The 23686-nt window shown below is 45.4% G+C and carries 23 protein-coding genes, 3 pseudogenes and 1 riboswitch; of the genes and pseudogenes, 4 read left to right on the forward strand and 22 right to left on the reverse strand.

All coding sequences use genetic code 11. The annotated features are described in order from the left end of the window. Window positions 1-40: 40 nt before the first annotated feature. The 3 genes from DW996_RS07205 to DW996_RS07215 are packed head-to-tail and all read right to left on the reverse strand — an operon-like array spanning window position 41 to window position 2823. On the reverse strand, window positions 41-730 hold the full coding sequence (locus DW996_RS07205) for an MgtC/SapB family protein (protein WP_118281743.1): 690 nt from the start codon (window positions 728-730) through the stop codon (window positions 41-43). 24 nt (window positions 731-754) lie between these two features. Continuing rightward, window positions 755-1483: a glycerophosphodiester phosphodiesterase gene (locus DW996_RS07210; protein WP_118535286.1), complete on the reverse strand. Its 729-nt coding sequence runs from the start codon at window positions 1481-1483 to the stop codon at window positions 755-757. A gap of 20 nt (window positions 1484-1503) precedes the next feature. After that, entirely contained in the window at window positions 1504-2823 is a 1320-nt protein-coding gene (locus tag DW996_RS07215; protein WP_118535287.1) for an MFS transporter, read from the reverse strand. A 172-nt stretch (window positions 2824-2995) separates the two neighbouring features. Between DW996_RS07215 and DW996_RS07220 the strand changes: the two genes are divergently transcribed. Next, window positions 2996-3649: an alpha/beta fold hydrolase gene (locus DW996_RS07220; protein WP_118535288.1), complete on the forward strand. Its 654-nt coding sequence runs from the start codon at window positions 2996-2998 to the stop codon at window positions 3647-3649. Between the two features lie 24 nt (window positions 3650-3673). Here the strand turns inward: DW996_RS07220 and DW996_RS15020 are convergent. The 7 genes and pseudogenes from DW996_RS15020 to DW996_RS07250 all read right to left on the reverse strand — a co-directional run. After that, window positions 3674-3781 (reverse strand): annotated as a pseudogene (locus DW996_RS15020) (sulfite exporter TauE/SafE family protein); the annotation flags it as partial. Window positions 3782-3837: 56 nt separating this feature from the next. After that, window positions 3838-4332 (reverse strand): annotated as a pseudogene (locus tag DW996_RS15025) (sulfite exporter TauE/SafE family protein); the annotation flags it as partial. 103 nt (window positions 4333-4435) lie between these two features. Continuing rightward, complete coding sequence (locus tag DW996_RS07230; RefSeq protein ID WP_118535289.1) at window positions 4436-4870, reverse strand: MarR family winged helix-turn-helix transcriptional regulator; 435 nt, start codon at window positions 4868-4870, stop codon at window positions 4436-4438. 170 nt (window positions 4871-5040) lie between these two features. Beyond that, window positions 5041-5802: a 4-hydroxy-tetrahydrodipicolinate reductase gene (gene dapB / locus DW996_RS07235; protein ID WP_118281737.1), complete on the reverse strand. Its 762-nt coding sequence runs from the start codon at window positions 5800-5802 to the stop codon at window positions 5041-5043. A 37-nt stretch (window positions 5803-5839) separates the two neighbouring features. Continuing rightward, entirely contained in the window at window positions 5840-6724 is an 885-nt protein-coding gene (dapA, locus tag DW996_RS07240; protein ID WP_118281736.1) for a 4-hydroxy-tetrahydrodipicolinate synthase, read from the reverse strand. A gap of 133 nt (window positions 6725-6857) precedes the next feature. Then, window positions 6858-7033, reverse strand: a riboswitch (Lysine riboswitch). Window positions 7034-7072: 39 nt separating this feature from the next. Beyond that, window positions 7073-7573 (reverse strand): cob(I)yrinic acid a,c-diamide adenosyltransferase, encoded by a 501-nt coding sequence (locus DW996_RS07245; RefSeq protein ID WP_118535290.1) that lies wholly within the window; start codon window positions 7571-7573, stop codon window positions 7073-7075. A 91-nt stretch (window positions 7574-7664) separates the two neighbouring features. Then, window positions 7665-8303 carry a single-stranded DNA-binding protein gene (locus DW996_RS07250; protein WP_118281734.1) on the reverse strand — a complete coding sequence of 213 codons (639 nt, stop codon included), beginning with the start codon at window positions 8301-8303 and terminating at the stop codon, window positions 7665-7667. A gap of 185 nt (window positions 8304-8488) precedes the next feature. Between DW996_RS07250 and typA the strand changes: the two genes are divergently transcribed. Beyond that, complete coding sequence (typA, locus tag DW996_RS07255; RefSeq protein WP_118535291.1) at window positions 8489-10321, forward strand: translational GTPase TypA; 1833 nt, start codon at window positions 8489-8491, stop codon at window positions 10319-10321. A 65-nt stretch (window positions 10322-10386) separates the two neighbouring features. Here the strand turns inward: typA and DW996_RS07260 are convergent, their stop codons facing one another. After that, window positions 10387-11253: a shikimate dehydrogenase gene (locus DW996_RS07260; RefSeq protein ID WP_118535292.1), complete on the reverse strand. Its 867-nt coding sequence runs from the start codon at window positions 11251-11253 to the stop codon at window positions 10387-10389. A 56-nt stretch (window positions 11254-11309) separates the two neighbouring features. Further along, the gene (locus tag DW996_RS07265) at window positions 11310-11837 is read right to left on the reverse strand and encodes a shikimate kinase (RefSeq protein ID WP_118281727.1); all 528 of its coding nucleotides are present in this window, start codon (window positions 11835-11837) and stop codon (window positions 11310-11312) included. Between the two features lie 219 nt (window positions 11838-12056). On the opposite strand from DW996_RS07265, the gene aroD reads away from it, so the two are divergent. After that, window positions 12057-12821, forward strand: a complete 765-nt coding sequence (aroD, locus tag DW996_RS07270) for a type I 3-dehydroquinate dehydratase (RefSeq protein ID WP_118535293.1) — start codon at window positions 12057-12059, stop codon at window positions 12819-12821. A 55-nt stretch (window positions 12822-12876) separates the two neighbouring features. Here the strand turns inward: aroD and DW996_RS07275 are convergent, their stop codons facing one another. The 3 genes from DW996_RS07275 to DW996_RS07285 form a co-directional block, all read right to left on the reverse strand. Further along, window positions 12877-13101, reverse strand: coding sequence for a Lar family restriction alleviation protein (locus tag DW996_RS07275; protein WP_118281725.1), 225 nt, complete (start codon window positions 13099-13101; stop codon window positions 12877-12879). Between the two features lie 16 nt (window positions 13102-13117). Further along, window positions 13118-13513: a C-GCAxxG-C-C family protein gene (locus tag DW996_RS07280; protein WP_118281724.1), complete on the reverse strand. Its 396-nt coding sequence runs from the start codon at window positions 13511-13513 to the stop codon at window positions 13118-13120. A 175-nt stretch (window positions 13514-13688) separates the two neighbouring features. Then, the gene (locus DW996_RS07285; protein WP_118535294.1) at window positions 13689-14621 is read right to left on the reverse strand and encodes a DUF5692 family protein; all 933 of its coding nucleotides are present in this window, start codon (window positions 14619-14621) and stop codon (window positions 13689-13691) included. Between the two features lie 160 nt (window positions 14622-14781). Between DW996_RS07285 and DW996_RS07290 the strand changes: the two genes are divergently transcribed. Continuing rightward, window positions 14782-15357 carry a TetR/AcrR family transcriptional regulator gene (locus DW996_RS07290; RefSeq protein WP_158575259.1) on the forward strand — a complete coding sequence of 192 codons (576 nt, stop codon included), beginning with the start codon at window positions 14782-14784 and terminating at the stop codon, window positions 15355-15357. Window positions 15358-15371: 14 nt separating this feature from the next. Here the strand turns inward: DW996_RS07290 and DW996_RS07295 are convergent, their stop codons facing one another. The 7 genes and pseudogenes from DW996_RS07295 to DW996_RS07325 form a co-directional block, all read right to left on the reverse strand. Beyond that, window positions 15372-18239 (reverse strand): glycoside hydrolase family 3 C-terminal domain-containing protein, encoded by a 2868-nt coding sequence (locus tag DW996_RS07295; RefSeq protein ID WP_118535296.1) that lies wholly within the window; start codon window positions 18237-18239, stop codon window positions 15372-15374. A gap of 21 nt (window positions 18240-18260) precedes the next feature. Further along, on the reverse strand, window positions 18261-19973 hold the full coding sequence (gene ptsP, locus DW996_RS07300; protein WP_118535297.1) for a phosphoenolpyruvate--protein phosphotransferase: 1713 nt from the start codon (window positions 19971-19973) through the stop codon (window positions 18261-18263). A gap of 13 nt (window positions 19974-19986) precedes the next feature. After that, a complete protein-coding gene (locus DW996_RS07305) occupies window positions 19987-20253 on the reverse strand; it encodes an HPr family phosphocarrier protein (protein ID WP_118535298.1) in 267 nt (88 codons plus the stop codon). A 19-nt stretch (window positions 20254-20272) separates the two neighbouring features. After that, a pseudogene (locus DW996_RS14820) lies at window positions 20273-21723 on the reverse strand (glycoside hydrolase family 1 protein). Next, entirely contained in the window at window positions 21723-23009 is a 1287-nt protein-coding gene (locus tag DW996_RS07315; RefSeq protein WP_118281717.1) for a PTS sugar transporter subunit IIC, read from the reverse strand. Before DW996_RS07315 ends, DW996_RS14820 begins: the two are co-directional and overlap by 1 nt. Before the next feature lie 41 nt (window positions 23010-23050). Beyond that, a complete protein-coding gene (locus tag DW996_RS07320) occupies window positions 23051-23353 on the reverse strand; it encodes a PTS sugar transporter subunit IIB (protein WP_118281716.1) in 303 nt (100 codons plus the stop codon). Window positions 23354-23363: 10 nt separating this feature from the next. Next, the gene (locus DW996_RS07325; RefSeq protein WP_118281715.1) at window positions 23364-23684 is read right to left on the reverse strand and encodes a PTS lactose/cellobiose transporter subunit IIA; all 321 of its coding nucleotides are present in this window, start codon (window positions 23682-23684) and stop codon (window positions 23364-23366) included. Between the last annotated feature and the right edge of the window lie 2 nt (window positions 23685-23686).

Genomic DNA, 23686 nt, shown 5'->3' on the forward strand with positions numbered 1-23686 from the left:
GGGGGAAACTCAACCGAGTTTCCCCATATTTGCATCTCTGTTATCGAATTTCTTCTATGTAATGGATCGAATCGTTCTGATTGAGTCCATTGATGAAGTCTGCATGCGAACATCGCTTGTTCAGATCGATCACGACCATAAGCACCGTGTCCTTGCCCTGTAAAGATTGCCGCTTCTGCTTGTCAACGGAAGCAATCTCGTAGCCATTCTTGGTCACATAATCATACAGCACCTCAATGCCGTCTGATTTATCCACTTCCAGATACAACTTAATCTTGGTGTTATGCTCATCCACATAATGGCTTAAAGCTGTCAGCACAGTCATAACGAAAGCGATGAAAAAGAAAGCCAGCAGGCTTCCTGCGATATATCCCGCGCCGATCGCTATGCCAAGACAGGCGGTCGTCCACAGACTTGCCGCCGTCGTCAATCCCTTGACGTAATTCTTTCCGGTTACAATGATCGTACCTACGCCGAGAAAACCAATGCCGCTGATGACCTGTGCCGCCAGTCGGGCAGGATCTCCCGTGCCATATGTCACAACCAGATATTCATCTGTGATCATGGCAATGGTGGCTCCCAGACAGACCAGCGCAAAGGTGCGCAGACCTGCGGGCTGCCCATGCGATCCACGCTCCAAGCCGATCAATCCCCCCAAGACCGTCGCAAGCGCCAGACGCACAAATACAGAGAGCAAATTAAACTGCTCTAAATATTGTAACATTTCCATGTCGTCCCCTTATTGTATATTGTCTTAGCCGACTACCTCTTTTGCGATATCCGGGTAGTTAGTGATGATAGCATCCACGCCGTACTGACAGCACATTTCCATATATGGTCTCTCGTTGACTGTCCATACGTTGAGTTTGAGTCCTTTTTCCTTGCACTCTTTGACAAATCCGTCATATTGCAGATTGTAAAGTGCAGGATGGAGTGCGTTGACACCGTGCTTTACGCCGTAAGACGGCATATCGATCGGACCGTCTGCATATAAAAATCCAACCTCTGCATCCGGCTTCAACTCGTGGATACGTGTCACTGTGTAATGATTGAAGGAAGAATAGCAAACGCGATCTTCCATGCCCATTTCCTTGGTCAGGGCTAAGATCTTTTCCTCGATCTTTTCATAAAATACCACACCGGTCTTGATCTCAATGTTGATGAAAAGCCCGGTTGGCTTTAAGAGTTCAAACACTTCTCGCATGGTAGGGATATCAGCATGCTTATACTCCGGTTTGGTGCGGTTGTAATTGAATGCCCGCAATTCTTCCAAAGTATAATCCTTGACCCATCCCTTGCCATCGCTGGTACGGTCGATCGTCTCATCATGGATGACGACAATCTGGTCGTCCTTTGTCAACTGGATATCCAGTTCTACTCCGTCAGCGCCTAAATCTACCGCCTTCTGAAAAGCGGCAAGTGTGTTTTCCGGTGCATATCCGCTGGCTCCTCTATGCGCCCATACAAGTGGTTTTGTGCTCATTATGTATTACTTCCTCTCTCTTAATCTTCAAAATCAAATGCATCAATCCCCTGCTTGATACCTTCTCTGCTGTCGCCGTGTTTTACAAACTGCATGGTAATAAATGCGATCACCATAAAGACTGCGGCATATGGGAACAGCGCCTTGTAGCCGACATGCTCCATCAAAAAACCTGCTACGATCGGTGTAACGATCTGTGCTGACATACTAAAGGTATAGTAATAGCCGGTGAACTTACCGATGTCACTTCCCTTACACATTTCCAGAACCATAGGCAGACTGTTGACATTGATGCCTGCCCAGCCAAATCCTACTAACAAGAAGAGAACATAGAGAACCGGGCTGAAGGTGTCACTCATAAGTGAAAATGCAAGTGCCACGATAAAACTGATCAGCATCAGGATGATACCACTCAAAATGGTCTTCTTACGCCCAATCTTGGCTGCGATAGAGCCGACCGGAACATAGGCTAAGATGGCGCCACCGGTTGCAACGGTAAGGCAAAGGGATGCCTGACCGGTCGTCATTTCCCATACGCTCTTTGCGTAAGTGGTAAACCATGTCTCCAAAGCATTGTATGCGAAGAACCAGAAAGCTACGGAAAGGAGTAAGAAGATCAGACTTCTCTTGACATCCTTTGGCAGTTCTGCATTACCGGACTCATCCTGTACTTCCAGATTCTCTTCCGGATGTGCAGCCTCATATTCGCGCATCTGCTTATTTAAGTCTACTTCATCTACCGTGATCATAACGATCATGACGGCTACGACCATGATACCTGCTACGATCAGAAAGATCGGGAAGTAGTTCTCATGCTCGCTCTTGGAATTCAAAGTCACACTGGCGATCACCAGATACATGATACCGCCCAGTGCTCCCATCAGATTGATGATGGCGTTGGCTCGGCTTCGCAGTGGCTTTGGTGTGATGTCCGGCATCAAAGCAACCGCCGGGCTGCGGTAGGTTCCCATGGCAACCAAAAGTGCTCCCAATACCCCGATAAAGAGTGCCAATTTGGCTGTCGACGGGTTCTCATAGTAAGAATTATCGATGAATGGGATCAAAAGCATCAGGATGACTGCTGCGATCGTTCCAAACAGGATAAATGGCTTACGCTTGCCCCATTTGCACTTGCACCGGTCGGAAATACCACCAAAGAGCGGCAGTAAGAACAAGGCAAGTACATTGTCCGCTGCCATGATGGCACCGGAGATCGTCTCATTCATATGGAATGTGTAGGTCAGGATGATCGGAATGATGGCATTATACATCTGCCAGAATGCACAGATGGATAAAAACGCGAATCCGACCTGGACCGTCTTTTTTACGTTTAGTTTCATTTGTAAAAAACCCCCTTATTTTTTAATAATACACAAAGATTATACCATTTCGCCCCATGTGGGTAAAGTAAAAAGAACGTTAAATAATAGCCATAGTTTCCATCCCGGAGTTGTAACTTTTTTCCCATCATGCTAGAATTTAGATAGAAATTTTCAGATGCGGGGTTTTACTATGTATATTCAACTAAACGGACAGATATTATCTTATGAAAAAGAGGGAGAAGGCAGCCCCATCATTTTTTTGCACGGCAATGGAGAAACACACGCGATCTGGGATCGCATGATCGCAGAAATGTCCATGGATCATACGGTTTATGCCATCGACAGCCGCGGACAGGGTGAAAGTGCCACCCCAAAAGAATATCATTATAAAGATATGGCAGCAGACGTCATCTGCTTTATCGAGTCCTTACATATTGAAAAGCCGGTCTTGTGCGGCTTTAGTGACGGCGCCATCATCACACTGCTCGTAGCCTTAAAACGCCAGGATCTTCTTTCCGCCATTGTTCTGTGCGGAGCCAACCTGAGCCCTAAGGGTCTGACCGGCTCTGCCAGACGCGAGATCAAATCTCTTTACAAAAAGACAAACAGTCCACTGGTGGAAATGATGCTGTTAGAGCCGGACATTGCGCCGGACAAATTGCGTTCCATCAACCTTCCTGCTCTCGTCTGTGCTGGCAGCAAGGATATGATAAAGCCCAAGGAGACCCAGACGATCGCAGATCACCTGCCACAGGCGACCCTGCATATCTTTGAGGGCGAGACACACGGCTCTTATGTCGAGCACACCGATAAACTCGCTCCGGTCTTACGCAAGTTTTTGTAGGGTTTTCATTTAAGACAAAAGGGAAAATCCCATAACGGCAATGCCCAGGACAACCAGAATGATCCCGGTTACTCGGTTTAAAGTCTTTGGCTTTGCCTTATTTGCAAAAGTGGCAGCGATCCGCGCCAGATCAGGGTAAAGACAATGCAGAGGATCCACACGGTCACGTCCGGCAAGCCACCGATCGCAAAATGTGATACTGCCCCGGTCAGTGCCGTAAATGTCATAATGAACACACTGGTGCCTACGGCGGTCTTTAATTCATAACCCAAGACAGATGTCAGGATCAGAAGCATCATCATGCCGCCTCCTGCGCCGACAAATCCACAGATAAAACCGATCAAAACGCCACAGATGATCGACTGGATCACACGTTTTTTCGGTGAAACACTCTCCATAGATTCTTTTGTCGTCATGACCGGTCGGACAATAAATTTTATTCCCAGTAAAAATGTCATAAAGACAGAGAAATTTCCCATGGTTTTCGATGGTACCAAACTGGAAATGTAACTTCCCACGACCGTAAAGAGCAGAACGCTTGCCATCATGATCAAGCCATTTTTTATGTCCAGATTCTTGTGTTTTCCGTAGGTGTAGGCAGAAATTGCACTCGCCAAGACATCAGACGATAAAGCAATGCCGACTGCCATATAGGGGTCTATCCCCAAAAATGTGATCAGCATGGGCTGATGACCGCGGCTGCACTCATCCCCGCAAATCCGGTTCCGAGCCCCGCTCCCATTCCCGCAAAAAAAGTAACTAAGATCGTAAGCAACAAATTCATCTTTACGCTTCCTCCTCAAGTATATAATCAAGATTTTCTTCCATTTTTGTCATACTGCCTAAAAGGATATCCCTTGTCTCTTCATCAATCCCCGCAAATAAAAGTGCAACAAAATCCTGCTGCAATTTTCTTCCCTGTGTGATGATCTCATCGGCTTTGGATGTGCATAAAAGTTTCGTCTTGCGACGATCCTCTGCCACTTCCTGTCGCACCAGATAGCCTTCCCTCACCAGTCGGTCTACATTGACCGATACCAGATTTGCTTTCAATTTTCGGATCTCAACAATATCACGGGCAGTTGTAAACTCCGGGTTATTTGCCAGAAACATAAGAATATCCAGGGCTGTCTGCGTCAAATGCCACTTCTTGCACAAAGGTTTGCAAAGTGCCATATAAGCAGTGTCCACTTTTCTGCTGAATTCAAGTCCTGTTTTCATATGCATTTCCTTTCAAAATTGAATTGTTCATTCTTGAAGTATTTTAAGAAAATTACCTCCTTTTGTCAAGATGCATATTTTCATTGTCTCATAAAAAAGGTACTCTGCATCCTACAGAGTACCTCAAATAAAAACCTATATTATTATGTAGGGAAGATAACTTCCCGCTCCTACTTGGCTGCAATGACATCCTTCATATCATAATGGCCTGCCAATTTGCCTGCTAAGAACTTGGCTGCCTCTACAGCACCTTTGGCAAATACGCTCTTGGAATATGCCGTATGCTTGAAGGTGATGACCTCGTCCATACCGGCAAAGATGACCTCATGCTCGCCCACAATGGAACCGCCACGCACAGCAGAAATACCGATCTCTTTCTTTTCACGCTTCTTGCGCTCCTGAGAACGGTCAAACTTGTAAACATAGGAGTTGTCCAACTCCTCGTTGATAGCATCTGCAAGTGCCAGCGCCGTACCGCTCGGTGCGTCCAGTTTCTGGTTGTGGTGCTTTTCTACGATCTCGATATCAAATCCAGCCTCCGCAAACACATCGGTTGCCTTTTTCAAAAGATCCATCAAGGTATTGATACCCAGTGACATATTAGCAGACTTTAAGACTGCTACGTTTTTCGATACTTCCTCTACACGGGCAAGCTGCTCGTCCGAAAGTCCGGTCGTGCAAAGTACCACCGGTGTCCCTGTCGTCTCACAATAATCTAAGAGTGCATCAACTGCCTTGGCATTGCAGAAATCAATGACAACATCTGCTTTGACATCACACTCTGCCAGGCTCTTATAGACCGGATAGTCGTTTGGCAGGCTATCATTTAAGTCAATGCCTGCTACGATCTCAATATTTTCATCTTCTTTGCAAATGGCTGTAATGACCTGACCCATATGACCATTACAGCCATGCATAATCGCTTTTACCATGCTTAAAATCTCCTCTTCCGTTATCTAGTCTGCCCGATTACAGCAGTCCGTATTCTACCATTGCCTGCTTTAAGACAGCCGCATTAGCATCTGACATTTCGCAAAGTGGCGCACGCAGAGAACCAACTTCCATGCCAAGCAGGTTCAGAGCACGTTTTACAGGGATCGGGTTGACCTCGCTAAAGAGTGCATCAACGAGCGGCAAAGACTTCATCTGTAATTCTAAAGCCTTTTCACGGTCGCCAGCCATATAACTTGCACACATATCATGTGTCTGCTGTGGTGCAATGTTGGCAATAACGGAGATCACACCGATACCGCCGATCGCCATCAACGGTACAACAAGTCCGTCCTCGCCGGAATAAAGGTCCAACTTGCCGTCACACAGGTACATAGTCTTGGATGCCTGTGCCATATTGCCGGTTGCTTCCTTTAAGCCTACGATATTTTCATTCTCGCGAACCAGCGTTGCCACGGTCTCCGGCTGGATATTGCATCCGGTACGTCCCGGTACATTGTAAAGAATGATCGGCAGTTTTGTCTCTGATGCGATCTGGCTGTAATGCTTGATCAAGCCTGTCTGTGTTGCTTTATTGTAATACGGTGTCACAATCAGTGCACCGTCTGCACCGTCTTCCTCTGCTTCCTGGGTAAGCTGGATCGCTGTCTTTGTGCAATTAGAACCGGTCCCTGCCACCACCGGAATACGATGTCTGGTAAACTCCACTGCCGCGCGGATCACGTTTCTGTGTTCTTCCATGGATAAGGTCGCGCCCTCGCCTGTCGTTCCGGCGATGACGATACAGTCCGTGCCACCTTTTACATGAAAGTCAATGAGTTCTTCCAGTTTATCGTAGTTTACCTCTAAATTATCCTTCATCGGTGTAACGATTGCAACTCCTGAGCCTGTAAAAATAGCCATATTCTTCTCCTCCTTTATACAGTATATGCGACCTGTTTGCCTCGTGAAACAATGCATATATGTTTTATCTCTATCTTGTCATAAGGTCTTGCACATAAAAGACCAGCTCTAAGGAGCTGGTCAATACATACGCATCCATGATAGCTCCCCATCTCTTACGAGATGACAGTCACAAGCCTATTAAACTTGCGCCCAAGAAAACATCCGCAGAAGACGTATCCTTTCGGCGTGCCTCCCTTTCCTTCACACTCCACTGTGCCTGCCACATCCTGTGAATTACTAATGAATTACGCAACCTCTACCTTTTTATATAATACTTTTAAACTATAGCATTACGCTATTACCTTGTCAATAAATATCGACGGTTCGGACTTTCTCCGGTACGATATTTAAAATGTTGTCTGCCATATCAAATACACGCGGTAATGAATCCCTGCCTGTCAGTATCACATCTGTGTATAAGGACTTTGCCTGCAAGACCTCTAAGATCTGATCTTCCGTTGCCATGCCTTCCTTTACCAGTCCTAAGACCTCATCCAGAACCAGCATATCGCACTGTCCGGTCACAAGGGCTTTTTTTGCAAAATTCAAGCCATTTTGGATGTTCTGCTTCTGCTCCTGCTTTTCTGCCTCATCCAGCGCATCAAATCCCTCGCTGCAACGTTCAAAGCGAAAGACCTTGACCTCCGGCTCCAGCCTTGTCAGATATTCCGTATCCAGTTGTCCTTTCATGAACTGCACCACATAGGCACTCTGTCCGTTACTTGCCTTGCGGATGGCATTGCCAAGTGCTGCAGATGTCTTTCCTTGTCCCTCTCCGTAATAAATCTGAATAATACCCTTATCCATAATTCCTCCTACGACGGTTGAAATTTAAAAATACATCACCAAGTGCACTCAGTTTACCACAGATTGTAAAATATGGCAATTATGTGAATTTTTAGTCCAATTCTTCAATCTTGCATACAGATACCTCATATGCAATTCTGCGTTCTGCCTCGTCCTCCGATAATTTCTTTACATATTCCCGGCTTTGGATACGACCGATCACGCTGACATGACTGCCGATCTCAAATGTCGTGGCATAACGGGCATTTCTGCCCCAACAGATGCATGGAATGTAATCTGATTTTCCATAAGAGCGGTTAACTGCCACCAGAAGATCTGCGATCTCCCGTCCCAGCGGCGTTTTACGATAAACCGGGGCTTTGCACACATAGCCATCCAGTGTGATGTAATTGCTCTTTCTTTCCTCATCCTCGTTTTCCATATATTCATCTACAAATTCAAGTTCCCTGACAAAGACAGATAAGATCAATCTGTTCTTTGTTTCTTCATGGCGATTATACGAGCGAAATTGTCCCGTCACATGGATCTTTTCACCAATATAAGACTGTGTTGTGTCAATTAATCTTTCAGATACCATGAGTGGAATGTAATCTGCATAATTGCTCAGACGGTTCACGGCTACTTCCACCACAAAAAAACCTTCCCCATACACCTCATGACTGTAAGAAAAATCCGAAACAATTTCTCCCACGATTGATACCTGATTGTTTTCTAACACTTTATCTGCCATTTGATTAGCCTCTCCCTTCTTTTGGATCTTTCAATCTTTTCTCCATTATGGTTTACCATGTGCAAGGTAAAAAGTGACAGGCATTTTGTCGATAAACTTGTAAATCCCTAAATTTGTGGTAAACTAGTACAGTATGTGTAAATTTGTATTATATTAAGGAAAGACCTTATAGAAAGAAGGATGACATGAAGCAATCAAGAGATGACATTCGTAACATTGCCATTATCGCTCACGTCGATCATGGTAAGACGACACTTGTAGATGAATTATTAAAGCAAAGCGGTGTGTTCCGTGCCAACCAGGAAGTTGCGGAACGCGTGATGGATTCTAACGATATCGAGCGTGAGCGTGGTATCACCATTTTATCCAAAAACACAGCCGTTTATTATAAGGATACCAAGATCAACATCATTGACACACCGGGACATGCAGATTTCGGTGGCGAGGTAGAACGTGTCCTTAAAATGGTAGACGGCGTTGTCCTAGTCGTTGATGCCTTTGAAGGTGCTATGCCACAGACCAAGTTCGTGCTCATGAAGGCACTGGATCTGGATCTGCCGGTTATCGTATGTATCAACAAGATCGACCGACCGGAGGCAAGACCGGACGAAGTTATTGATGAGGTATTGGAACTTTTCATGGATCTAGATGCCTCTGACGAACAACTGGACTGTCCATTCGTTTATGCTTCCGCAAAGGAAGGCTTTGCTGTCTTAAATCTGGACGACGATAGAAAAGACATGGTTCCTTTGTTTGAGACCATTTTAGATTATATCCCGGCACCAACCGGTGATCCTGACCTTGGTACACAGGTTCTGATCAGCACGATCGACTACAATGAATATGTGGGACGTATCGGTATCGGAAAGGTCGACAATGGTTCCTTGCGTATCAACCAGGAAGTTGCCGTTGTCAACCATCATGAGCCGGACAAGTTAAAGAAAGTCCGCATCAATAAGTTATATGAATTTGACGGTCTGGAAAAGGTTGACGTCGAGGAAGCCCGCATCGGTTCTATCGTTGCCGTATCCGGTATCGCGGACATTCACATCGGAGATACCATCTGCAACCCTGACGATCCAAAGCCGATCCCATTCCAGAAGATCTCTGAGCCGACGATCTCTATGAACTTTATCGTCAATGACAGCCCGCTCGCCGGACAGGAAGGTAAATACGTTACCTCCCGTCATATCCGCGATCGTCTGTTCAAGGAATTAAACACGGACGTTTCCCTGCGTGTAGAAGAGACCGATTCTCCGGATTCTTACAAGGTTTCCGGACGTGGAGAACTGCATTTGTCCGTTCTGATCGAAAATATGCGCCGTGAAGGTTTTGAATTTGCCGTATCTAAGGCAGAGGTACTTTATCACACCGATGAGAACGGCAAGAAATTAGAGCCAATGGAGCGCGCTTATGTCGATGTACCGGACGAATTTACCGGTGCCGTTATCGAAAAACTCAGCCAGCGCAAGGGTGAATTGCAGAACATGACCCCGATCACCGGCGGCTACACACGAATCGAATTTTTGATTCCTGCAAGAGGTCTGATCGGTTATCGTGGCGAGTTCATGACCGACACCAAGGGAAATGGTATCATCAATACGATCTTTGAAGGCTACGCACCATACAAGGGCGACATTGCTTACCGTAAGCAGGGATCTCTGATCGCCTTTGAGTCCGGCGAATCCGTAACTTATGGTCTGTTCTCTGCCCAGGATCGTGGAACCCTCTTTATCGGACCTGGCGAAAGAGTCTATGCCGGTATGGTCATCGGATCTTCTTCCCGTGCGGAAGACATCGAGTTGAATGTCTGCAAAAAGAAGCATCTAACCAATACCCGATCTTCTTCTGCGGATGAAGCACTGACACTGGTTCCACCAAAAGTCCTTAGTCTGGAACAGGCGCTGGACTTCATCGATACGGATGAACTGCTTGAAGTAACACCGGAAAGCCTGCGTATCCGCAAGCGTATCCTGGATCCTACTTTAAGAAAGAGAGCCAACTTTAATAGAAAATAACAGACAAAAAACGCTTATCGCTAGATTCTTCTAACGACAAGCGTTTTTTATGCTTTTCACATTACTTATGAAAAATACTTTTCTTTTATGATGTCCACCGGCATTTCCTGTCCTGTCCACAGTTCAAAAGATGCTGCTCCCTGGTACAAAAGCATATACATACCATTGGATGTTTTACATCCTGCTGCCTTTGCTTCGCGCAGAAGTCTCGTCTCCTTTGGATTGTAGATGACATCAAATACGAAAAGATCCGGTTGGAACATTGTCGTATCTGTAATAATGGTTGCATCCGTCTTTGGAGCCATGCCAACCGATGTGCCGTTGACAAGAATCGCACTGTCCGCAATGGCTGCGCGAAGCACCTCTGGGTCTTCATAATCATGCAGCGTCACTTTACACGCAGTACGCTCATTCAACTGGTTCACAATATCCTGCGCACGCTCCCAAAAAGCATCCTTAATATTAAATACCTGAATCTCAGCCACGCCATCAAGCGCAGCCTGCACCAAAATAGCAGTTGCAGCTCCGCCAGCGCCAAGAAGTGTCATCTTTTTTCCAATGATATCTACACCCTTGTCCTTAACAGCACGCATAAAACCTACGCCATCCGTCGTATATGCAGTCAGTACACCATCCTCATTAACAATGGTGTTGCATGCACCGGAAATCTCAGATGCAGGCGAAAGCTTATCTGCTAATTTGCACATAATATTCTTTCCCGGCATCGTAATATTCCAACCTCGCGCTCCCATGGTACGAAGTCCCTCTACCGCCTGCGGCATCTTCTCTTCCGGCACATCAAACGCTAAGTACGCGTAATCCAATCCCAACTGCTTACATGCTTCATTGTGCATTGCCGGCGATATACTGTGTGCCACCGGGCTTCCAAGCAAACATAAAAGCCCTGTATGTCCTGTAATCTCTTTTCCCATCTTTTTTCCTCTTTTCTATATGTTGTAGTTTATTCTCGTATCAACAACATTATGCGCTACTGATTGACCTTTGTAATGATTTCCTCACAAATATCATAGACGCTCTTACCATCGGTAGCAATGACGATATCAGCAGCTGCTTCATAAGCTTCCCGGCGCTTTTCCATCAGTTCTGCAATATAATCTACGTTCTTATTATTTTCCAGAAGTGGCCTGTCATGGCTATGCTTGACATGTTCTAAAATCGTCTCCGGGTTGGCTGTAAGAAGCACTACCTTACCACTCTTTTTCATCTCATCCACATTCACCTGGCGCATCGGTACACCACCGCCGCACGACACGATCATGTTCTTTTTTTCACGACTTTCTCGCAAAAACGCAGTCTCTTCGTTACGGAAATATTCCTCTCCGTGTAGCTCAAAAATCTCTGATATACTCATGCCATTGCGTTTTGCAATAATCTCATCCATTTCCACCACATCCATGGCGAACATACGCTGTAAAGCCTTTGAAACTGTACTTTTTCCAACGCCCATAAAGCCAATCAGAAAAATATTAAAATCTAACTTCTCCAAATCTTTCATTTTTCAAGTCCTCTGCCTTCTTTTATGTAAAATCACAGATATCTATATGACTTCACGAATTTCTTCCATCATAACGTATGGCAGGTCTGAATTCAAGTACTCTTTGACTTTAAAGTGATAAAGTCATTTTTTATCAAAAGGCAGTTGCATTTATGCAAAACAACGAGTACATTCATTATAGTTAGGTTTTACATGCATATTATAGTAGGAGAATACATTATGAATCCTGTAAAAGTAAAAAATATCGAAATCGGTACTGGAATGCCAAAGATTATCGTTCCCATCGTTGGTGTGACAAAGGAAGAAATTCTTACTACAGCACGTTCCTTTAATGCCATTCCACTTGATGTAGTAGAATGGCGTGCTGATTGGTTTGAGGGTGTCTTTGATTTTACGCAAGTAGAAGATGTATTAAAAGAACTTCGTAACATCCTTGGTGAAACACCACTGCTCATGACTTTCCGGACTTCCGCAGAAGGTGGCGAAAAATCTATTTCCGTTGATGCCTATAAAGAATTAAATATTCATGCGTCCCAAACCGGTAATGTCGATCTTATTGATGTTGAGATTTTTATTGGTGATGATACAGTATCCGAAATCATTGCCGGTGCGCACGCTGCTGGTGTAAAAGTCATTGCTTCTAATCATGATTTTTACAAAACACCTTCCAAAGAGGACATCCTCCAGCGTCTATGTAAAATGCAGGACATGGGGGCTGATATCCCCAAAATCGCTGTCATGCCACAAAGCAAAAAAGATGTTTTGACACTCCTCTCCGCAACAGAAGAAATGACACGCTGTCATGCCACAAGTCCAATTATAACCATGTCTATGGCAGATACCGGTGTCCTCAGTCGTCTCTGCGGTGAGGTATTCGGTTCCTCCATGACATTTGCCGCTGTTGGCAAAATTTCTGCCCCTGGTCAAATGAATGTGGATGACGTAAATACAGTGCTTACTCTGCTGCATAATGCTATACAATAAAAAATATCTAAGGCACATATAAGCATATAAAAAAGAAGCCTTGCGGCTTCTTTTTTTATTCTCCCGGATGACTGGAAATTACTTTTCCGGTATTCCACAAGTCTGCAGCGCGCTGTGCTGCATCTTCACGTTTTGCTTCTTCTTTGTAATCAATATTTACAGAACGGCTGCCACAATCCATACATGCCACATAAAAGCTGTTGCCATTCTCCTCTTCCAACAGTCCTGCGCCTCCGCAGATTGGGCAATCCTGTAATTCAATCTTATCAAAAATATCCATTTTGATGCTCCATTCCTTATTTATTCTCTGTGAGTTCATCAATCAGTTCGATGGACTCCTTAATCATATTATCACAATGTACCTTTTTCTCGCCACCTTTTCTGGCATTTTCCTGCAATAACGCCGCACAGTCTGTCAATCCATCATGCATACCTGCCATACGTTTGCGATATTCTCCAACAACTTTTGGCGAATCTATGCCCATAGCGCCTAACACCATCAGTCCACTTGTGATTGCTCCACAAGTACCACCGCATTTCATGCCACCGCCAAAATTGCAGCCAATGGCTGCCGCCTGTTCCTCATTCATGCCAAGTTCATCTGCGTAGACACGCATGATGGTCTGTGCACAGTTATTTACCATTGGCATCTCGTTTCTTAACTCCATTGCTTTATCTACATGTTGATTCATATTTTATCCTCCATTTAGTATAGATGCACTTTTCGATTTTATACAAGTATAACACGAGCAAAACGCTTTCCCTTGTTCAAAATCAGAAACCTCACAACACCTCTACCATGAAAGCGAAAAATGCTGAGCCACCATAAAAATGGCGGCTCAGCTATATAAGTGAGATTATGAAATTTTAGTTTTCAGCAACAATCTTCTTGTAATGTGCTGTTTCTGTATAAAGTTCATCCTTAAGTGGGTTCTTCTTATTCTTGCGAATAACGTATACCTGATAGATGAAAAGACCTGCGTTACTTGCAAGTGCAAGGAAACTTACGACAAAGAATGCTGTTGGATTGTGTGTTGTAGGTACTGGTGCTACACGATCTGCGAAGGTAGGTACTGTCATGATAAACATAATCCAAAGTGCCAATGTCTGTGCTCTGTGCTGTAACCAACATCCTCTCTTGATGAAGAATGAAGGAATAGTACAAGACAAAAGAAGCAACATTCCACAGTATACAGAATGGTCTGAAATACAGTTGTATGTATATGCAAAGTTCCACAAATCATAGGTCAAAATGTAGATCCAGTCCATATCTGGCCACATCATATCACGAGATTTTTCTTTTGATACGAAGATTCCTGACCAACCACAGATCAATAAGATATTGAAGATACCTGCAATACCATTCATTACGTTCCAAGGTCCGGAAATAGTCCATAAGTTGTCAACGTATCCGCCTTCTGTCAATCCCCATGAGAATACCTGGAAATCACGCATAACTGCTTCGCAGATATTTGCTGCCAAAATAATTGGTGGGAAGTACATAGCAAACTTGCTGTGCTCAATCTTTGGACAGAAACGAATCAACATAAAGCCGACACAACCTGCCAGTGCAGAGTAAGTCTTAACCCAGTTAAACCAGTTACCTGTTCCATATTCATTACCCGGTGCAGCTGTTGTAGGCCAGATTGCAATGGTAAGCACCAATGGTACAATAACAAATAATAAGATTCCTCCCCATTTTTTTGTTCTGCCCAGTTCATTAAAAGCAATCAGTGCTAATAAAACAAACGCCATAAAGCCCCAGGTCTTTAAATCCGGTACATTGTACAAAATACCCATACCAAACCCCTCCTTAATAATTTCTGCACACTTTGTGCATTTTTATGTTATTATTATATAGACATATGGGCGAATAAAACAATCGCCAACCATCATACAAATGAGTAGAAATGCACAGCCTGTACCATTTCTGTGCATTAACTTTGGGGGAGTTTTTATCATGGAAGGAAAAAAAGCACGAAAAACAGACAGACGCATCGAAAAAACAAAACAAGCAATGCGCCATGCTTTCGTAGAATTACTCAAAAAAAAGCCTTACAATGCAATCACAATCTCAGAATTGACACGTGAAGCAGATATTGACCGGCGGACTTTCTATTTGCATTATGAATGTATTGAAGACCTCGTTTCAGAAATGCAGCAACTTGCACGTAACATGATTGCAGAACAGTTAAAGAATTGTGAAAACGTACAGCTCGATACATTATTTGATGGGCTGACCAATGTCGTGCGGGACAAAATGGATTTTTACCGCGTGATCTTTACAGAGCCAAGCTGCTCTGCCTTTTTCGAGGATGGTGTCGCTGCCATCAAATACTGTATCCTCGCATCCAATCCGGACAGTACACTTTCGGATCAGCAAAAGGAGTATTATACCGAATACATAGCCAATGGCATCATGGGACTGTACGCCTACTGGTTCCGCCAGAACAACCCGGAATTGTCCTTAGATGCGTTTACCGAAATGGCAAAATCATCCATGGCAGAGAGCATACGCCTGATCCGCCATGGATGACTTGAGCATCCTAATTACTCTGTTACTTTATATAATTCCACATAGTCTACATTTGGCACCGAATACCCAATCACTGTCCAAGTGATCGTATTCGTCCCTGCCTGCAGATCTACCTGCAATGGGCCATAGCTAGCGAACTGATTATATTTCAAAACGCCACTGCCCAAAATCTCTATCTCCGATACATCCGTATCCACGCCGTTGACCTGCATATTGATCTGCTTACTTAACGCCACATCTTTCCCGATCAGATTTGTACTTGCCAATGCCATAGTCAAATCATAGGTTCCTGCTTCCGCTACATCAAATGTCCATGTTGCCACATTGCCTTTCTTGGACAGATTGCAGAGCACATATCCCTGACTTGCACCATCTGCTTTTTCCGTAAACCCGGCATTCTTGACAGACTTACCCTTGACCTTTGCCGTCTCACCTTCAATGTGTATGCTTTCCGATGTGCCCACCTGCCTAGAGAATGCACTGGATGCCATTTTCATATGGATAATGTCTCTTACACACGCCCGCATGGCTGTACCAAAGGCTACCGGATTTTCTTTATACTCCTGCTTCATCGCTTTTTTGATAGATAAAAACTGGACTGCATAAATACCTGTCAGATTTGCATCATTCTGCGCATATGTCGCCTGTAAAGGATTCATATAACTTCCATACAGACCATGTACGGAAAAGTCTGAGATCACATAATCGGAATAGCCCCACTCTGTACGCAAAAGATCCTTTAACAGTACATCATTTCCGCCGCACCAGGTCTTTCCCAAACGGCTGTAAGCAGACATGACACCTCTTGCTCCGCCTTCCTTGATCGCTATCTCAAAAGGCTTTAGGTATATCTCCCGTATCGTCTGTTCATCCGCCCAGGTCAAAATCCCCCAGCGGTTTTTCTCCTGCTCATTTAAGACCAGATGTTTTACTGTAACTGTCAGGTTTTGCGACTGTGCCCCCTGCACAATGGCGCTTGCCATCTTTCCGCAAACGATCGGATCTTCGGAAAAATATTCGAAATTGCGTCCACCCTTTGGGTTTCTATGAATATTTGCCGTCGGTGCATACCAGATATTTGTACCTATATTTTTTGCCTCGATACCACAGCGCACGCCATGTGCATAGGCAAGATCTACATTCCATGTGCAGGCAAGACATACCCCTGCCGGCCATGCCACACCGGAGTCCCGATACAAAAGACCGCCTGCTCCTTTTACGGAAGCCGGTCCGTCATTATCATTTGTCTTTGGAATTCCCAGACGATCTACGCCCGGTGTCTTATAGCCGCAGTTACAGATCAGATCGATCATCTCATCCAAAGTCAACTGATCTAAAAATGCCTCCTCTAATGATGGATCCACAGCCACTTCCTGCAGCATGATCTTATCCTCATAAATCGCTCCAATCGTCGGTGCCACGGCATCCGCATCCGTTTCCGGTGCTACAGCAGCATCCATATCACTGATATCAACCGGACAGGTCTCATTGACAGGTGTGGTCGGATATGTCCCCACCGGATCCATTCTTGACAGAACCGTCATCTGATCACAGAAAGCATCCGAAAATAAATTCTTGATCTCTGCACCGGATACTTCATCCGTTTTCTTTACCAGTTTTTCCCCAAGTGCATAAGAGAAATCACACTCACTATCTTTTACATCATGTGCCACACGCACCGTATAATCACCGGCATCTAAAATATATGCCTGTTCGCCGTCAGCATCATAAGAAGAACAATCCCATATGTCAAAGGTTGCCGTATAGCGTGCACTTGCTCCCGGCTCCAGAAGATCCGTTTTGACAAAAGCCACCAACTGTGTCGCCGCTTTTTCCACACCTCCTGCCTGATATGGCAGGCTGACATAGATCTGGACCACATCTTTACCGGCACGTTCTCCGCAATTCGTCACCGTCACTGCCACCTGACAGTCCCTTCCGTTTTTATCAAAGCTGATATCGCTCCATGCAAATTCTGTATAAGAAAGTCCAAAGCCAAACGGATACTGGACCGGAACCCCAAAGGTCTCAAAATAGCGATAGCCGACATAAATGCCTTCCTCATACTCCACAAAGTTGGCTTTCTGATCCGCATAAGTATAATCGCCAAAATTTGCTGTAGATGGATGATCCGATACATGATATGCGATCGTATCCTGTAGTTTTCCGGATGGATTTATTTGCCCTGCCAACATCTGTGCGACCGATTCCATGCCCGCTTCACCGGGTGTCCATATGATCGCAGCCCCCTGGATCGATGGGTAATTTTCTAAAAATCCCATCTCCATCATATTTGCAATATTAAACAATACGATCACATGATCAAAAGTCTTTGCCACTGTATCGATCAGACTGCTTTCATCCGCGCTCAACTGCAATTCTTCCAGGGTAAGGTCATTTCCTTCGCTCCCGGATCTTCCGATCATAAGGATCGCTGTATCGGCATATTCCCTTGCCTGGGTCATATCCAACTCGCTGACGGGCATTTCTTTATGATTGCCGTTCTTTCCATACCAAGTCCGGTAAGATTGATAAAGGGTATCATTATATGTAATACCTGCTGCAGAAAGCGCATCATAAAATCCGATCATGGTATCCGACTTGATCGATCCGGAACCGGAACTGCCATAATACGGATCGATCGCTGCGCTTCCAAAGACACTGACAGCCTGCTCTGCTGCAAGTGGCAGCACCCCGTCTTCATTTTTCAAAAGAACGATGCCCTCTGCTTCGACCTGCTTTGCCACCTGTAATGATTCCGCTACGATTGCGGCATCAATGTCCCCTGTAGACGCCTCGACCAAAGATGTTCCCAAAGTCGTCACTGTAAGAATAAGGGTCAATAAACCAGCCAGACATCTGCTTGCTATTCTTCTTTTCATAAAAAACCTCTTAACTTTCTTTTACATTTCCATCTGCTCCTTAATCTCTTTTTCTGTGCAAAGTTCTTGACAGGTCTTTGCCATTTTCTCTAATTCGTCTATCCTGTGCCTTGCCAATTCTGCTTTTACTGCAGCCAGCATGGCAGCATTCATACTGAGTTTTCTCGCGCCAAGTCCGACCAGAAGTGCCGCCCCCTTGGGATTTCCCGCCATCTCACCACATACAGAGATCGGCTTGTTTGCCTTCTGAAAACTTTCAAAAACAAAGCCCAAGAGCCGAACCATCGCCGGTGCATAAGTCTGATAGTAAGGCTCCATGGCAGCGTTCATGCGGTCTGCCGCACATACATACTGGGTCAGATCATTCGATCCGATACTGGCAAAATCCACCTCCTGCGCAACAAGATCTGCCTGCAAAGCCAGACTTGGGACTTCGATCATGACACCGATCTTAACCTTTGGATCATAGGCAATCCCCTCCTGCTCCAGTGCATCCATGACCTTTCTTACCGCTTCCTTTGCCTTGCGGATATCCTCCATACTGCCTACCATGGGAAACATGATCTGTAAATTTCCATAGACAGATGCCCTGAGTGCCGCACGCATTTGCGTCTCAAAGATCTCCATGTGGGAAAAACATAAACGCAGCGCCCGCTCTCCCAGAAATGGATTATCCTCTTTTGGCAGGGAAAAATACGGCAGGGTCTTATCCCCTCCGATATCCAGCGTCCGCAGGGTCACCGGCTTGCCTTTTGCACCTTCTAAGATACGACGGTAGACACTGAATTGTTCTTCTTCCGTCGGCATATGGTCGTTTTCCATATACAGAAATTCCGTCCGGAAAAGACCGATAAAATCATATGCCGCCCCTGCTGTATCGTACGCATCCGATCCTACATTGATCCCCAGCGCGATCTTTACCTCATCTTTGGTTGCTCCCGGACGAAGCAAATAGGTCTGCTCCTCCTCTATCTGTTTTTTCCACAACTGTCGCTTTTGTTCATACTGCTCTTTTTCTTCTTGGGAAAAATCCAGCCATATCTGACCGGTCAGACCATCCAGAATCAGGTCTTGTCCGTCCTGGATCTGCGTCATGGCATCTTCTGCTCCCAGTATCGCCGGAAGTGAAAAACTTCTGGCTAAGATCGCGCAGTGCGAATTGGAACCACCCACTTCCGTGATCAGACCTTTGACATGGTCGCGATCCAGATTGGCAGTGTCGCTCGGCAAAAGGTCATGCGCCACCACGATCACATCCTCGGCAAAATGATCCAGTCTTTTTTCCTCTTTTCCCAGTAAAAGGCGAAGCACTCTTGCCTTAACATCCAAAAAATCTGCCGCCCTGCCTGCGATCAGTGGATCCTCTACCTGCTTTAGGAGATCGGCATACTGGTTGAATATTGTATCAACTGCACTTTCAGCCGTCAAGCAATCCTCTTTTATGACATTCTCCGTCTCCTCGGTCATTTCTTCATCTTCCAGAACTTCCTGATGCGCCACAAAGATCTTCGCCTGATCCGGGTGTTCTTTCTCCAAAGCAGCATAAAGAACCTGCAATTCCTCCTTTGCCTGCTCCCTTGCCAACTGAAAGCGCCGACACTCGGCTTCTGTCTTCTCCTTGTCGCACTTGCTTTTGCTGACCTTCAGATCCAATGGTTCATATCTATATGCTTTTGCGATCGCAATCCCTTTGGATACGGCATTACCACATAAAAACTTCTGTCTCTCGCCCATAGTCGCTGTCCCCTTATTCTCCAAATCCGCTGGCAACCAGATCTACCAAAGCCTCGATCGCTTCTGCCTCATCCGGACCTTCTGCTGCAAGTTCCGCTTTTGTTCCCTGCCCGATTCCTTCTGCCAAAAGACGCACGACCGACTTGGCATTGACCGGCTCTCCACCTTCCTTACAGATCGTGATCTTAGACTCATATTTTTTTGCCAGCATGACAAAATCCGATGCCGGTCTTGCATGAAGTCCTGTCTTATTGATAAATTCCACTTGTTTTGTAACCATATGATCCACCCTCTTATATCTATAATTCCTCGCCATGGCTGGCAATACACTTCTGATACCAGTAAAAGGAATCCTTCTTTATACGTTTTCCGGATCCTTTGCCCTCATTATCCAGATCTACATAGATAAAACCATAACGTTTTTTCATCTCTCCTGTGCTGGCACTGACCAGATCGATACAGCCCCATGGCGTATAACCAATCAGGTCCACCCCGTCTTTCATGGCTTCCTTCATCTGTTCAATGTGTGCCTTGAGATATGCGATGCGGTAATCATCATGGATACATCCGTCCTCCGTCAACTGATCGACCGCGCCCAAGCCATTTTCTACCAGCATGACCGGAATCTGATACCTGTCATAAATCGCATTGAGCAGATAGCGCAGCCCCTTGGGGTCGATGATCCATCCCCATTCGCTGGCCTTTAAATACGGATTTTGCACGCCCAGCATCATATTGCCGGCAGTCTTTTGTACCTCGGCATTTCTTGTCACACAACGCGAAGTATAATAACTGAAACTGAAAAAATCCACACAGCCCTTTTTTAAAATGTCAGCATCCTCTGTCTTGCTGACAATGGCAATAGCATTTTCTTCAAAAAAACGCTCCATATAATAAGGATATGCCCCGCGGATGCAGACATCCCCACAGAACCAGTTGCTTTTTTTCATCTGCACTGTGCTTCTAACATATCATCCGGTGAACAGGTATATGGATAGACTCCTGCCGCCGACAACATACAGCCCACCCGGTTTTTCGGATTGATCTCATGGGCTAAGGCTACCGCCTTTGCGCTTGCCACAAACTGATGATGGAGTGCCTGAAAACGCGCCTGCATTTCTTCCTTTGTCTCCGGCGTCTGCATACGACCAAGCCCAAACATATCTGCTCCATCTTCCGGCAAAATTCCTGCTCCCAGCAGGGTTCCAAAACGACTGACTAAAGTATTCATCTCATTAAAGGTCAGCCACAGATCGACCTCATCCTGATACTCTGTAAAAACCGTCCGGCAATAACGCAGGAAAAAGTCTATAACTTTACGATTTTGCCAACCGCCATATGCCTGACACAGATGGTAAGGCATTTCATAATGTGACAGTGTCACCAGCGGACGGATGTTCCATTTTTTACACTCAGCAAATACGGCGTGGTAAAAATCCAATCCCTTTTGGTTTGGCTTTTCCTCATCCCCCATAGGAAAGATGCGTGTCCACGCAATAGACAGACGCAGTACCTGAAATCCCATCTGCCCAAACAGGGCAATATCCTCTTTATAATGATGGTAAAAGTCTATGGCATGATGGCTGGGATAGTGTTCGCCTTCCCTCACTTCTTTGGTAAATCGCCGCGGAGACATTTTTGTCCCCGCGGTGATATGGTCTGAGATCGACTCTCCCTTCCCATCATCCTTCCATGCACCTTCTACCTGGTTGGCAGCGATCGCGCCACCCCATAAAAAGTCTGCATTCATTAAGCCACCTCTTTTGCTTCCTGCTCCTTTGCGATCAGATCGCGCTCATATACCTTAAAGAATGGACGATATACCACCCATGCCACGATAAAGGCAATGACCGGAATCAGGATATTGGTCCAGGATAAGGTACACAGGTATGGTGATACGCCGACCGGTAAGGTCGCTGTAATCATGGTAAACGCCGGTTTAAAGAAGCCGACCATATAACCAAAGTAGCAAATGATCATGGTAATCAATGGGTTGATCACAAATGGAATAGCAAGTGTCGGATTATACATGATCGGATAACCGAAAGTTGCCGGTTCATTGATATTAAAGATACCCGGTACAACAGCCGCCTTGCTGACTGCTTTGATCTGCTCAGACTTGGAGAAGAGACCCATGACGCAAAGTGCCAAGGTATTTCCCGTTCCGCCACAGCAGTTCATGATACCAAACAAAGCAACCGGTACAAAGACGAGTGCTTCACCCTTGGATACATGCTCAGCATTGTTGGCTATGTACTCCATGAGCGGTGCCATAATGGCGATATAAACAACCATGGTTCCATGGATACCAAAAGTCCAGAGGACATTTGCAACCAATACGACAATGATGATACCCGGTACGCTGGTCAGTGCGCCAAGCGGTGCAGATAAGAGATAAGAGATCGCGTATGGCAGAGAGATCGTCATGACATTCAAGCAGATGCTTCCGATCGTATGCCAGATCGCGATGTTGATAACCAGTGGAATCAAAGATGCAAAGGTGTCCTGCAAAAATTTCGGCACGACATCCGGCATCTTGATCATCAGATGATGCTTTTCACAAAAATGCGCCATCTTGACGGTACAGAGCGAAATGATGATGGCTGTGAACATACCCACAGCACCCAAGCAGGAGTTGTCAATACCGGTAAAACTGCTTCCGTCCGCCAGTTCTACCGTCTTGATCGGTCCTGCAACGATCAAAAAGATCAACATGGCATTTAATGCGTTGGTCAGTGCCTGCATCTTAAGCGACTTGGCATAAGAATAGGCAATGGTAAATGCCATATAAACAGAGATCAGCCCCATAGACAGATCATATGGTACCAATAAGATGTTATAGATCGCATCGTCCGTCGTCCACGCCCCAAAGAAAGTCGGGATGATCGCGATCAACTGGAAAATAGCGCCGATCAGGATGATGCCCATTGCCATCATCATACCGGCAGATACTGCTGCGATCGCTTTGTTACCCGCACATTTTTCGCCTATGGATTTTACTTTTTGCATGAATTTGCTTTCATATAAATTACTCATATCCTTCTCCTTTTCCTTTCCCTAAAAACCCTTACCGGATATTACTGTGGATAGATCTCATCCACTTGTTTCATGATGTTGTCTACATTACCGATAGCGTAATCATAGGCTGCGATCACGGCGATCGGCATCTGCGTTACCTGTGCGATCTCCTCCTTTTTGTAAGACACCTGCGGTCCTAAAAGGATCACATCATAATTTTTGTAGGAATCTTCGTATGCGGACATCCCCACTGCGTCGATCTTGAGCTCAATGCCTTTGTCCTCTGCATACTTTTCCATTTTCTTCATCAGAATCCCGGTTGACATGCCCCCAGCGCATATCAATAACACTTTCCTTTCCATATGCCCCTCCTTATTTTTCCTTGTATAAAAGGATCATTTCCTTGATGAGATCCCCCGCTAATGCACTTCCCATCAGATGATCCTGTGCATGGCAAAGCAGAATGCTGACGCTGTCCACTTGACCTTTTGCATCCATCTGCAAGAGTTTCCGGTGCGCCTCATGGGCTGTCTGTAAACTCTTTTCCGCGCTTTCCATCAGTTGATCCGCCTGTGCAAAATCCTTCTTTTTGGCAGCCTGTAAGGCTTCAAATGCCGCCGATCTGGCTGCTCCGGAATTAGCAATGATCAACATGGAAATCTCTTCCAATGCTTCCTGTAATTCTTCGCTCATAG

It is taken from the genome of Roseburia sp. AM51-8 (genome assembly GCF_003478275.1).
Lineage (GTDB): Bacteria > Bacillota > Clostridia > Lachnospirales > Lachnospiraceae > Pararoseburia > Pararoseburia lenta.